This window comes from Anaerolineales bacterium (assembly GCA_003105035.1).
Classification (GTDB): domain Bacteria; phylum Chloroflexota; class Anaerolineae; order Anaerolineales; family UBA4823; genus FEB-25.
Genome location: PQAL01000018.1, coordinates 180,790 through 194,102, shown reverse-complemented (window position 1 = coordinate 194,102; position 13,313 = coordinate 180,790). Strand labels below are relative to the sequence as shown.

The following is a 13,313-nucleotide window of genomic DNA, read 5'->3' as shown; positions in this document are numbered from 1 at the left end:
AGGACATCTCCGTTAATCATGGAATCTCTGACCTGGGATAGATGGATGTCGCTGTGCAGCCAGATTTACCAGTAAACTGCCAAATTGCCCGTAGGAGTATCCATCCAGCTCAGCTGCTAACACCAGGCTATTACCACAGCTTATATCGGCGTTATGATTCACATCAAGAACATAGAAAACGCCATCTCTTAGTCGCACATCCATGCGAGCATAATCACGACAGCTTGTGGCGCGGTATGCTGAAATTACGATTTTTTCTAGATTTTCTTTTCGAACTTGTGTTAGTCTTGCCGGAAAACACGGCATTGTCACACTATAGGCAAATGAGTTTTTTTCATAGTTTGCCTCAAAAGTACAGAGTCGGTCATGAATATCCGACATGGACGAGAAGTCGATTTCTGCGGGTGGTAATACGTGCAATAGCCCATTCCCAACCACGCCTATATGGAATTCCTGGCCATCAATAAATTCCTCTACAATTGCTGGTTGTTGAAACTCTTTGTAAATATAATTTACACGATCATAAAGCTCAGTATTTGTCATAACTACTGATTCGCGTGAGATTCCATAACTACAATGCTCGAAAGCTGCTTTTACAATCGCGGGAAAATACTCCCATGTAATTTCTTGAGAAGGCATATAGTAATTCCACTGTGGGATGGGTATCCCTTCCCTTTGTAACAAATGCTTGACCCTGCATTTATCCTGACCAAGCGATAATGCAGACGAATCAGCGCCAGTAAAGGTATATCCCATGTGCTCAAGCATTTCCGCAACTAAATACTCACTGTGTGGGACTCCTGGAAGTTCTTCACACCAATTAAAGACGATGTAATCGTTTGGATCAAAACTATTTAGGGGAGAGATCAGGTCATTGGATAGAATATCTATATCAATGACAGGATGCCCGATCACTGATAATGCCCTGATTAATTCGTGTGTTTCAACATCATAATCTGTAATCACCTGCGAGGACCATTTTGGATCCAGGTTATTAATGACAATTACAGGTAAATCTGTGCGCAGGCTTTTTGATTTCATCAAATTTTATCGATTACACCCTCATTAACATATGTAATCAGTTCATTCACACTTAATCCACTGATCCCCAATTTGTTTACAGTGCGACCGCGTCGCCAGTAATCCGTGTGGTGAATTATGCAGGCTATCCGGATGATGCTGTCCATCCCTCTCACAGAGACGCCATAGTGCTCCCCAAGGGAGGCAATCGGTACAAGGCTCATGGGAATATCCTCAAATATATAACGGTGGCTCAACGTACTGGGGGCTTTGATCCCGTAGTAGCCTGGCTGGTTGTGAATCGCTTCATGAAGATCTTCACCGGTAGTGTCGTAAGCGAGTTTTAACCATTCCATTGCTGTGCGGGCGCGTATACCCAATGACGATGCTACGGTGACACGCTCACGGTCGAGAGCTTCAAGCATCCTGGCGACTGAAGGTGTCACCCCATCGATATAGAACTGATAATCGCCATGAGTCGCTTCGATCCACCCGGCATTCAGTAAGGTAAGTGCTGGGTGGAAGATTGCCCCCATGTTATTGAGACCAGTGTGTAGCACATTCACACCATCAATGAATTGCGGGTACGCTTCATTGACTTTCTTCAGCACCTCTTCGGTACGCCTGGCTGGGAGCGCTGCCAAAGGTACAGCTTCTTTAATTCGAAAGATCCTCGCCTGTGCAGGTCCATCAGAACGTGATGCATAGATAAACGTTTCTGCTTCCGCAACGATGACATCCGCTGTGCAATCCATGTCTTGCAAGGTTTTTTCAAATTCCAAGGCGCCACAAGTGCGACCCGGATGTAGCACAATAATTTGCCCATCCTTTAGGTGCGGCCCGATGGATTTAGCGATATCCGCATGGGCTGATGAAGGCACCACAACCATGATCATTTCAGCATCGCTCAGCGCTTCATTAACATCAGAGGTGACTTTTTTCAATTTGGCAAATCCGCTCGTTCCTGGTTCACTGGACTCGAGTTCAATCCCACCACGTTTTTTAATCACCTCGACATGATCAAATGTACGGTTAAACAAAGTGACAGGAAAACCCATCAGCGCCAGATGCGCTGCCATTGCCTTGCCACCGTGTCCGGCACCCATCACGGTAATTTTTGTGTTCATGGTTACATCACTCCTCGGCTAAATATTTATCGATATACCTGATTCAATGACTGTAAACCTGGATGAAATTCATCGCATAAGCCTTGTTTTCAAATAATAGCTCAACCCTCGCGCCATCGAACTGAGCCCAACCTGCTTGGACTGCTCGATGCACTTTATCTGCTCCAAAGTGTTCTTCATAGCACTCCGGGCAATATGGGATCATATGTGTGATGCCCGGAAGGAGGCCAAATCCGATGCTGTACGTTGATAACCAGGGATTATTGATAATCAACCTATCGAAAACAAGATTTTGTTCATATCTATTGCAGGATGAACAACTGTCTGGCCAGACCAGGTCGCTCTTGTTATAAAAGGTAACCACGGTAAATCCACCTGTGGCAGGTCTTGTCTGAGGAATGGCGAATTGCAGCCCTGCCAGCTCACACAATCTTCGTGGGAAACGCTCGTTGATCTTTTGTTGTTCCTGCCGACTCAGAGAAAGCAGATCGATACCACCTGTATTCACACCCCCATGAAGTATGAAAATAGCTTCATCCGTGTCAGCGATGACTATTCTCAAGCCATACGAAATGGCATTTTGGCCATGATTGCTCATCACACATACGTCCACATTTTTGATCTTGCTCAATTTAATCGATTTTATGAGGTAGTTTTTTGCACCAATATCAAGGATGAGCACCCTCTGCGTGGTTAATAAATGCACATTACCGCTGAATTGCACTTCACCAGTTTCATGGCAAACCACCCGCTCGTCAGGCTCAAAGAGGGGTGCTTCCAGCAACAGGTTCTTTCGGAATGCAAGCAAACGCCGGTTGGTCAAACACCAGAGTTCATCGGTGTTTAAAAAGTCGAACAATCTCCTGTGAAAAAGGATTTCTTCTTCAGGATCAAGAAAAGCCATGATTGGCATCAACACTTTCGAAGCAGTTGTTTTCAATGTTCTAATATCCACATAATTGAAGGTGAATATCTTGTTCGTAAACCAGTATTACTTGGACTCCTTATTCATTTGTCCTGTCCGTTCGGTGCCTTCCTAAACCATATGATTGGCTCACCGGTACAACAAACAGGAATCCGGTATGGGGATCGTCTAAATCACCAATCACCTCCTGGGCAGTAGTCACCATTTTGTCCACCAATTCCTGGCTATCGACGACAGAGAGCAGGGTGCGGTGGTGAATTTCGCCAAACTGATATAAGTCATGTATGCTGGGCATCAGTGGAAGATCTTCACTTAGTCCCGCCCGGCGTATGCGCCCCAGTCCAGTGCTCTCAAGGATTGTAATTCCCAATACCCCTAACTCTTCCCAGGCGCTGAGGATTTTTGGACAATCGTCAATATCATCAACAATCAGAACAACCAAGTAATTCATGACTTCGATCCTCCCGGTTGGATATTTGTTCCGTCTGCCTTTTTCTGGTTGAAAACCAATCTTAAAAGAGGGGGGGTGATTAAGATTGTAACAATAACTAAGCCCTCAACAACAGAAAAAATGTTTTGATCAATCAAGCCTAATTCAATTCCTACTGCAGCAACAATTAAGCCCACTTCACCCCTCGACATCATCCCGACGCCAAGCTGTAAGGCTTCTTGCCTGGATAACCCTCCTAAAAACGCACCATAACCAGCTCCTAAGACTTTGCCGATCACTGCAACAAGGAGCATGACCAGGAATAACAATCCACTTTCCCAGGTCAGCCCGCGTACGTTGGCAGATAAACCGATATTTACGAAAAAAACAGGCACAAAGATACTATAAGCTATTGTTGATATGCCATTGTGAATATGATCCTTTGCCGGCGTACGACCAAACCAGATCCCGGCCAGGAATGCACCGGTAATCGCGGCCATATTCCCCAGTGACTCAGCCGTCCATCCATAAAAAAGCATGGTGACGAATGTAAATGCGATCAAGCCCTGGCTTATTGGTAGGCTACCGATCCATTGGCTTAATTTTGGAAATGTATACATGCCGACCAGGGACGCAATTCCAAGGAAAAGAACGACCCTTAATACGATCAACAAGATGCCAGCAATTCCAGCATCCGATGAGGGGAGGGCAAAGGCGGTAAAAATCGATAGTCCGAGCAAGACCAATATATCGTCGAAAACTGCCGCCCCTAATAATCCCACCCCTACGCGGCTACGTAAGACTTTCAGCTCCATCAACGTTTGAGCAGAGATGCTGACACTGGTGGCTGAAAGGATCAAGCCGGTGAAAATTGCCTGCGAAGTATCCATAGAAAATAGGAGACCGGCTAGCGTTCCAAACCCAAAGGGTAAGAGCATCCCCAGCACACCAGATAGCCCAGCCACCTTTCCCGAGCGGAGCAAATCTTTCAAATGAAGGTCAAGGCCAGCCAGGAACATGAGCAACAACACTCCAATCTCGGCCAGGTGTTTTATTGTTTCTTCGATGTGGACATCTGTGAAATAGGGTAGCTCAAAAAGATTGAGCACCGAAGGACCGATGATGATCCCAACAAACAGTTCTCCGAGCACAGCTGGTTGGCCGATACGATAGCTCAGGTATCCACCCAGTTTGGCGGCTGTGATAATAATCGTCAAAGCGATGGCTAGCTGTAAAAAGGGTGTCATAATTGTTACACCTTTTAGCTAGTTAAAGGCTATTGTCAATAACTTCGTCATGATGAAGATCCTTATAATGCAAGACACAAGATGAATACTCCCTTACAACTCATCCGGATAATTTACATGCTTTTCCGTCGACAAATCACGTAAAACAGCAAGCAAGTTCGCGGAAATAACTGGTAGAAGGATTGCCATTCCGAGCGCGATCCATATGATTCCCGGATTTATTTCCGAACCTTGCGGCCATAACAGCAGGAAACCAAATAGAAATAGACAGAGTTTTAACGCATTACGCCAATTTGTGATCAAGTGTTCGAAGCGCGACACACCAATACGCTGTCCTAGAAGCGCTATCAACAAGCAAGCAAGCAAACCAAGGGCTACCTCAGCCCACTGAACAAGTGCCATCGGTTGATGTGTTTGCCAGGCAGTGAAAACGAAGATTCCCAGAAGGACATAGAACGGAACTCTATTATCCAGCTTCGTTGGCACTATCGTTGTTTCTTTATCTTCTGGATGGAAGAGATAAAACTCGATGAAAACAACAACACCAATTAATACAGCAGCAATGGGCGATGTTTTTAACAAATAGGCTACCCAATATGTGACGTAGGCTTGAATTAGTAGAACCCATCGGAAGTGCACCACAGGCATTTTTTTCATAATAGCTATGGCTAAAATCGCCAGAAAAATCCCAATCCCTGCACCGCTAAATAGGGTTCCAAAATATAGAGTGGGTTCGTTCAGAGGAAGTGAGGTTTCGACAAGAAGGAATACCAATGTGAGTGGTCCAAAAACTTCCAATAGGCTGTATGTCTCTCCAGATCTAGATAGATTCCAAAACATGCTGGCAGCGACAATGCCCATGTAGACAGCCCTGAGCCAGAACAATCCTCCAACGAAATACACAATCAATCCAAGGCAGAGAGTAGCTAATAACCAAAGGTAAAATTCTCGCATTGGAAACTTCCACGAGATTTGAAGCGAATTCTGGGCACCTTGCGATAAGATCCACGGAAGGATTAAAGCAAGCAAGAACTCCCACGGGATTTTGATTCTAAAGAATGGGGGGAGTAACGTTAGCAATACCCCACCAATCAAGATGTAGAGGCTAAACTGATGCCTGTCACGCAAACCTATAAGCAGGAAGCCTAGAAGCAAAATCAAAAATAACGCATGTTCATAACCTGCCATTGTTACTCCGATAACCATCAATTTCCAGACCAGTGCCTCCGCTTATTATTCTCCTGCGGTAATACTACGGATGGCTTCCCAGGTAGCTTTCATATCCTGAACATCATTCTTCATAGGTTGGTTTTCGTTTTCTCTTATGAACTCGACTAATTCACGACGCAACAGTTGTAATTTTGATTTGCTTTTAGCGCATAATGTTTGATAAGTTGGCGTGTCCTGCATGAGTTCACTCGCCAGTCGTAAATGAGGCAGGCATAGATAATCAAAAGATGCTAGGTCATTACGTTTTACCTCATTATCAAAAGACCCCATCCAGACCGACAGAGCTTTGCGAGCAGCTCGGTTGCGTTCCTCACAAGCGGGACATAATTGTTGAGATTTACTTGTCAATTTCTTGCCTGAGAGCCATAAGGTCGTTTTACTCTTGGTATGATGGAGAAAGGAAAAGTATTTTTTCCTTGTTTGCAAAGGTTTCGGCTCAGCCTGCAAATCGTTGATATGAGTAAGAAGAATATCGTGGTATACCAATGAAAATGTCAGATCATCATTAACCCCAGAATCTAAAAATCGCCGAAAGTGTTTGAGGCATAAACCACGATTTGCGAGTAAGTCTTGGCGTAAACCTGGCTCTTTCAGGTAATTTTGAAGCAATGTGCTAAAGTAATTCTCTTCAGCAATTATTCCCAGGTGGCATATGGGACACCCAGGTTGTTTGATTGCATTCAATAGCTCAAGATAAATATTACCAACCACCATATACCATAAATCCTCCAGTAAACCTATAAAATTAAGGCTTACATCAGTTGGTAAGTTATATAAAAAGACTTCTATTTTTTGATCGGAAATCAGGAGTGATTTCCACCGGTGGATTCGCGGATCAGCAGCTTGGGCTGATACACCACCCGGCGTTCGGGGATAACAATTCCATGGATTTCAGAGATTAACATCCTTACTAGTTGGCGAGCTATGTCATAAATCGGAATATCCAGTGTAGTCAAGGGGGGCTCAGTATATCTAGAAGCCTGCACACCATCAAATCCCGCTACAGCTAAATCTCGACCAATTTGTAAATCCATTTCATGGGCTGCATGAAGGACCCCGAACGCTGTTTCGTCATTGATACAGACGATGGCATCAGGTGGGTCTGGAATGGAAAGCATACGTTTTGTTGCGAGATAACCACCAGAACTGGTCAGATCTCCGCCTATGACCAGGGTGAGGTCGTATGGTATTTCTGATCTTTCCAAGCCTTGCCGGTAACCATCATATTGGTCAGCCTGAATTTTCAATTCAGACGGCCCGCCCACAAAGGCGATACGGCGGAATCCGTGCTTATCCAGGTGCGCTATAAGTTCCGACATGCCTCCTTGCCGGTTGACCTCTACCCGTGGATAATCGTCTTCATCCAGGGTGTTTTCCAGGGTAGAATAAGGCACCCCTTGTTTTGATAGGAACTTCACCCGCCAATCATGCAAGTGCAGATGGGTCAGGATAAAACCATCCACCTTGCGGCTTTGTACCCAGTTCTGGTACATGCGTTTTTCTGCTTCTTCACCAGGTGGTGCAATAGATATAAGTAGATCGTAAGGATGTAGTGCAGTCTCGTCACCTAACCCGGCAATAAATTCAGAGAAGAATGGATCGGCAAACCGAGGTGTATTAGCTGGCAAAATATACCCGACTGCATCTGCTTTTCCCCGTCTCAGATGGCGCGCAGCCTGGTTTGGAACATACCCCATCTCATGGGCTACTCGGATCACCCTCTGCCGTGTTTCAACGGAGATATCTGGATAACCATCCAGGGCGCGTGAAACCGCCCCAATAGATAATCCCATTTTTTTCGCAATATCTCGAATCGTGATAGGCATTTAACAATCCTAATGAATACTGAAACGTTTCAGTAAAGTATATTATAAAGGATTTACTCCCCTTTTACTAGCTCCTGAAGCTGAATATCTTTTTTACTTGAGAAATTGTAATAACCTGAGGGTAGCCAAATTTATTCACATGAATTTCCCCAAATACACCTTAGTACGCGAATTTAGGTACAGCCGGTTGGCTCAGATTTAAACTGTCCAATCGATCGAGTACTTCGCTTGCAGGAAGATGGTGCCAGACTTTGCCAAGCTAACTGCTCATCGTAGCAGACAGATCAAAATTAGAAATGAGACTACCGGTGCGCGTTAAACTTGGGAATCAATACCGGCGTTCGTTTTTTATAGGCTTCATAATCTGCCTGGCCGCCCCATATCTGGTCAGCCTTCTTTTCAAGCAGTGGAATGCCACTAACGCGAGTCAGAAGCAGGGTGACAAATATTGGAGAGATCAGGGCCACCCACTGCCAGCCCTGCAAAACCGGCAGTGTGATGAGCATGATGCCAATCCATAAAACGATCTCTCCAAAGTAGTTCGGGTGGCGGGAGCGAGACCACAAACCCGAGCGAATGAACTTGCCCTTGTTATTGGAGTCGGCATTGAAGCGGCTTTTTTGATGATCAGCTATGACTTCCAGCGTAAAACCGAAAACCCACACCAGGAAGCCAATCAAGGCAAATAGGTCCAACTCTTTGCGATTGGTTGTGGTAATCGTGACCAGCACACCTACCATGGATAAGGTAACCCACAAGCCTTGCATCGTCCATACGTTCAGGAAACGGATAAATGAAGGTTTGATCTCATCGAAACGATCATCCTTACCCGCTTTTCGTATGCGCCTGAACAGGAAGGTACCCAATCGGACCGCCCAGATCACGACTAGAGCCCACACCAGGATCGCCCTGCCATCCAAGCCGGTGCTTAATAACAGGGCCAGTGTGCTGACAGTAATATACGTGAGGCTGCCTGTCAGGTCAAAGAACTTCTCGGTTTGCCGTAAGTACGACGGGATAAAGACCAACCATTGGATAAGAATGGTCAGGCCAACCAGCAGGGCAAAGACCGGAATCCCTGCGATCTGGCTGCCACCCTGGCTACCGGCAATCGCCACCAACATGCCGATCACAATCAAAACTGGCAGAACGAAGAAAGCATTACGATCAGATGATTTCACGATATAAATACCTGTTTGTTTCACTCATGATTCAATCAGTATGTATGCTTACATTATCAATTTATCCCACTTGTACACCAATAATCTTTAAACCATGGGGTCTTATCTCATTTTTTTACACGAATTACAGCAGCTTATCATGAAGCTCGACGAAACCTCAAAATTGTAATCAATTTGGTGCCTTAAGTTAAGTAAGGCCAGGACGGTTCGTATAACCCCTCTCCATATAATCGGCCAATTATTTAAGTATCCAGCCGGGTTCACGTGAATCAAGCCAAAACCTAAACAGACTAATCAGAGCCAGGGTGCCGGCTCCAATCACCCAGGCTAGCTTATTCTTCGAAGAGGCGATACTTACGTAGACCAATTTGCTTACCCTGTAGAGCCATGTTGATATCAAATATACTGAGAATGATAGGGAATCTGAAAACGGGAAATAGACATGAATGAGTCTATAGCATGAATAATCCGGTCACAGTTGAGCAGCGTTTCATAACGCTGCACAGTACGCGAGTGTGATGCTTGTTTGGTTTTTTGGTATCACGATAACTCATCAGCGAATCCATGATTTACATCGCGGTGATGGCTCTCATCTGCGCGGACGACAATTATCACGTCTCTCAACCTTGAATCCAATGCCAGGTTCCAATAATCAATTGCTATTTTCGGTGCAGGGGCGTTGGCTATTTTTCCACTGTCTATATCATTAAGGTACTCTGTGTAGCTATGGATTGCTTCCTCTTCAAAATAACCCACGACACGATGAGCAGTTCTTGACGATATTAAATATAGTAGAAAGAATCCGTTGAAGAAAATTCCCTGAGCCACTAGAATTATCAGACGCTCCAACCGCGTCGGTTGGGTGAAGTTTATAAAGGTCATCAAGTGCATGCGCTCGTTTTCGGCTTCTTCGAGCAAGGTACGGATCCAGCCTTTATCGCTTTCCATGCGACGCAAAGCACGCAAATGCTGTAAAACGCCTCCAACCATGCCCGGGACTGCAGCAACCGTTTCCAGGACAACCGCTCGGTTACCATAGCGACGAGCAAAAAAAATATCTGCGAAGAAGCGCGCCAACTTGGTGACAGCAAGTGCAAATCGATCCGAAATACTATCAGGTGAATGATGTCGTTTCAGCGAAATTTCAGTAGTCATTGAGGGTCTCCTATAAAGTTTACCTGCTCTGGTACGTTCTATGGCTACTATGTGAAAATATGTGAATATTATGCCATAACAATAGGATGACGAATAAATTTCTGGTTGTTTACAATTGCTTCAGGCTGGCAATGCCATTATTCGGTCATTTTTAAGGCTAGCATTTAGAATTACACACCTATTATGCACCAAAATCCGTCCGTTTCATGGTTTCTCCTCGCGCCATCTAATATGCATTTCGGCAACTTACTTGGAAGTGGGACAAAATTACATTTTAGAGACCACTCTGGTGCCTCAAGAGGGGTGGATCATAACGAATCTTACCACCCCTCTCTTATCAACCGATAATTTCACCTTTTCGAATCAGCGTTATCATGCAATGGCTTATAACCGGTTTTTTACTATACAGGTGCCAGGGTGCCAGCCCAGATCAGCCAGGCAAGGACGGTCTTCGCCGACAGGCTTAGGATGATATAGACGCGCTCCCCGAACAGGTAATCCTTCCATGGGCCGATCTTCTTATACTGAAGAACCATGTTGATGGCGAAGATATTGAAAAAAACAAACAATGTCGGGACAATGGTGTAAACAAACGGTGGTGGTTTGGCTTCCCCAGAATTGACCGCGCCCACGAAGTAGAGCATGATCACGATCCATGGGACAATCCCAGCAATGCATCCATAGATAAAAGCCGTCCAGTTTGTTTTCTCGGTGTGCTGGTTGTGCAGCTCCATCATGATGCCAAACAGATTCATCGTGGCGTTCACGGCGAAGATTAAGATAATTGCGCCAAGATCCCAGATGCCGACTAGCATGCCGATTAATACGATCATCAATGAAGAACTTAGCGCATATTCATAAAAGCGAGTGGAGTTCATGCCCGTCTTCAAATTTTTCACATAGCGCTGGTACCCAATTGTAGCCAGGTAGAAGTGTGCTACAGCTGAAATCAACAGGAAAAAAGCCACGGCGATACCAAACGGAACCTCATAAACTAGCTCAGCGTTAGGTTTCAGTGAACGAGTAGCGATATCGAAGTTCAGGAAATTAGTATAGATGGGGTAAGTGGTGTCATTGCTGACCGCGATCATAAAGATACCCTGGATAAGGTGCAGGATTCCCATTCCCAGGTTGAAGCGTCGCAGTCCGGTATACTTGCGCTCCATTACACTTGTTGAACCATCTGTTTCGTTACTTGTGGTTACCATTTAATATCCTCCTCATATAAAGAGATTTATTTATTACTGATTATCATATTAATTTAGCCGCTTGCCCGCTAGAAAACTGATGTAACTTACCAGAACGCTCAAGACCATTCCCCAGGCCATGTCTATCACGGTGATCAGTACAGGCCAGTTTTTCACGGTTGCTAGATTGGTCAGGTCGTAAGTGGCATAGGTAACCAGCCCAAACAATACCGCCCGGAGAAGGGTTGCCTTAAGTGAGCTATCTTGCAGCCCAGGCACGACAACAAATACCAGGATCCCCAGGATAAACAGCAGGTAGAAAAGTACCGCGGCGACCCAATTGGTTGTGGGAGCAAACAAGAAACCAAGATAACTCCGATAAAGTGTTCCTGCTACAAGTCCAAGCCAGACTATATCGATCACGAAGAATGTAATCAGAGTAATAAGGTATAGTTTGATATAGGATCGCACTATATAAGCTCCTTGGGTATACTGTCTTCTTTGAGTTTTGAGCTTGTTGCGTGAGCTGCGATCTGATCGATGAGCTTCTTATAAATCAATTTATGAAGTGGGTAGACCGCATACCAGTACAACCATCCCAACATTCCCTTGGGAGCAAAGAAAGAAGTTTGCAATAACAATGCACTTTCCTTACCTCTAGGGGTGACATGCCACTCTAGCCAGGCGATTCCTGGCATTTTCATCTCACTACGCAATCTCAACAAATGTCCCGGCTCCAGGGTTTCAACCCGCCAGAAATCAAGTGCATCTCCCACCTGCAATTCATCAGGATCGCGACGCTCACGCCGAAAGCCAACTCCACCAAATATCTGGTCCAGAAAGCCGCGCAGCTTCCATACCCACGTAATAGCAGGCCATCTACGCTTTCCCCCCAGGCCGGTGAAGGTATGATAAACAGTTTCTGCAGAAGATGGGACAACACGCTTGTGGAACTCCAAAATCATGCCTTCGTGAACAGTCATGGTTACGGCAGTTCCATCACCCCATGTGGCACTTAGGTAGTCAATCCAGGTGGAATCAATCTTCCCCGGTTCCAAGTCGGTGAGTGCCCGCTCTACCGATGTACGATAATCTACCGGCTGGACGTGGGGGAATAGCTGCCTGGCAATCGGATCGTGCACTGTGCTTTCGGTGCGCAATCCTTCTATGAGTGGGCGTGCCAGGGCTGATGAGATGGGAGTGACCAAGTTGACCCAGTAGGATGATAAACGCGGCGTTAGAACCGGTACAGGCACCATCCAGCGTTTAAGACCCCGAACCTCGGCATAAACTATCATCATTTTTCCGTAAGTAATGATTTCAGATCCTCCGACCTCGATAATGCGCCCAGAGCTCTCCGGCACATCTAGCGCTGTCGCCAGGTATTCCAAAACTTCCCCAATCCCAATCGGTTGAGTGGGCGTATAGACCCAGCGTGGGCAGATCATTACCGGTACACGCTCGGTCAGATATCGGATCATTTCAAAGGAGATGCTGCCAGAACCCACAATGACTCCAGCTCGAAATTCAGTTACTGGGATACCGGAACTACGCAGAGCGTCACCCGTTTGCAGGCGCGAGCGCAGGTGTTGCGATAAATTGGATGTGGTTTCAGCCAGACCACCAAGATAGATGAGCTGCTCGACTCCAGCCTCGCAGGCAGCCGTGCCAAAATTATGGGCTGCAACTAGGTCAAGCTGGTGAAAGCCAGAGCCGGCTGACATGCTGTGGATCAAGTAGTAAGCCGCGGATACTCCTTGCATGGCTGGCCCAAGAGTATCTGGCTGGAGCACGTCTCCTGTAACGGTCTCGACGGCACTGTGCCAGGCATATCTATGCAAGGGGGCCGGATCGCGCACCAGGCAACGGACGCGGTATCCTGGCTTTAACAACCGGGGAACAAGTCGCCCTCCAATATACCCGGTTGCGCCGGTCACCAAAATGAGACGATCTTTGTTGTTCTCCGACACCATTCTTTGCCATTG

General features: G+C 45.9%; 13 protein-coding genes. All 13 read right to left on the bottom strand.

What is annotated here, in order from left to right; genetic code table 11:
* Window positions 1-12 precede the first annotated feature (12 nt).
* The 13 genes from C3F13_08455 to C3F13_08395 all read right to left on the bottom strand — a co-directional run bounded on the left by C3F13_08455 (window position 13) and on the right by C3F13_08395 (window position 13,301).
* Complete coding sequence (locus tag C3F13_08455; protein ID PWB53923.1) at window positions 13-1,041, bottom strand: hypothetical protein; 1,029 nt, start codon at window positions 1,039-1,041, stop codon at window positions 13-15.
* Complete coding sequence (locus tag C3F13_08450; GenBank protein ID PWB53922.1) at window positions 1,041-2,147, bottom strand: NADP transhydrogenase subunit alpha; 1,107 nt, start codon at window positions 2,145-2,147, stop codon at window positions 1,041-1,043. Before C3F13_08450 ends, C3F13_08455 begins: the two co-directional genes overlap by 1 nt.
* 43 nt (window positions 2,148-2,190) lie before the next feature.
* On the bottom strand, window positions 2,191-3,087 hold the full coding sequence (locus C3F13_08445) for a hypothetical protein (GenBank protein PWB53921.1): 897 nt from the start codon (window positions 3,085-3,087) through the stop codon (window positions 2,191-2,193).
* A 64-nt stretch (window positions 3,088-3,151) separates the two neighbouring features.
* Window positions 3,152-3,523 carry a hypothetical protein gene (locus C3F13_08440; GenBank protein PWB53920.1) on the bottom strand — a complete coding sequence of 124 codons (372 nt, stop codon included), beginning with the start codon at window positions 3,521-3,523 and terminating at the stop codon, window positions 3,152-3,154.
* Entirely contained in the window at window positions 3,520-4,749 is a 1,230-nt protein-coding gene (locus tag C3F13_08435; protein ID PWB53919.1) for a cation:proton antiporter, read from the bottom strand. The genes C3F13_08440 and C3F13_08435 overlap by 4 nt, the downstream gene beginning before the upstream one ends.
* 93 nt (window positions 4,750-4,842) lie before the next feature.
* Entirely contained in the window at window positions 4,843-5,955 is a 1,113-nt protein-coding gene (locus C3F13_08430; GenBank protein PWB53918.1) for a hypothetical protein, read from the bottom strand.
* 27 nt (window positions 5,956-5,982) lie between these two features.
* A complete protein-coding gene (locus C3F13_08425; protein PWB53917.1) occupies window positions 5,983-6,693 on the bottom strand; it encodes a hypothetical protein in 711 nt (236 codons plus the stop codon).
* Between the two features lie 89 nt (window positions 6,694-6,782).
* The gene (locus C3F13_08420; protein ID PWB53916.1) at window positions 6,783-7,805 is read right to left on the bottom strand and encodes a hypothetical protein; all 1,023 of its coding nucleotides are present in this window, start codon (window positions 7,803-7,805) and stop codon (window positions 6,783-6,785) included.
* A gap of 302 nt (window positions 7,806-8,107) precedes the next feature.
* Window positions 8,108-8,986: a hypothetical protein gene (locus tag C3F13_08415; protein ID PWB53955.1), complete on the bottom strand. Its 879-nt coding sequence runs from the start codon at window positions 8,984-8,986 to the stop codon at window positions 8,108-8,110.
* Window positions 8,987-9,526: 540 nt separating this feature from the next.
* Window positions 9,527-10,141 carry an oxidase gene (locus tag C3F13_08410; GenBank protein PWB53915.1) on the bottom strand — a complete coding sequence of 205 codons (615 nt, stop codon included), beginning with the start codon at window positions 10,139-10,141 and terminating at the stop codon, window positions 9,527-9,529.
* 401 nt (window positions 10,142-10,542) lie between these two features.
* A complete protein-coding gene (locus C3F13_08405; GenBank protein ID PWB53954.1) occupies window positions 10,543-11,307 on the bottom strand; it encodes a hypothetical protein in 765 nt (254 codons plus the stop codon).
* A 90-nt stretch (window positions 11,308-11,397) separates the two neighbouring features.
* Window positions 11,398-11,802, bottom strand: coding sequence for a DUF2177 domain-containing protein (locus C3F13_08400; protein ID PWB53914.1), 405 nt, complete (start codon window positions 11,800-11,802; stop codon window positions 11,398-11,400).
* Window positions 11,799-13,301 carry a DUF2867 domain-containing protein gene (locus C3F13_08395; protein ID PWB53913.1) on the bottom strand — a complete coding sequence of 501 codons (1,503 nt, stop codon included), beginning with the start codon at window positions 13,299-13,301 and terminating at the stop codon, window positions 11,799-11,801. The genes C3F13_08400 and C3F13_08395 overlap by 4 nt, the downstream gene beginning before the upstream one ends.
* Window positions 13,302-13,313: the final 12 nt, after the last annotated feature.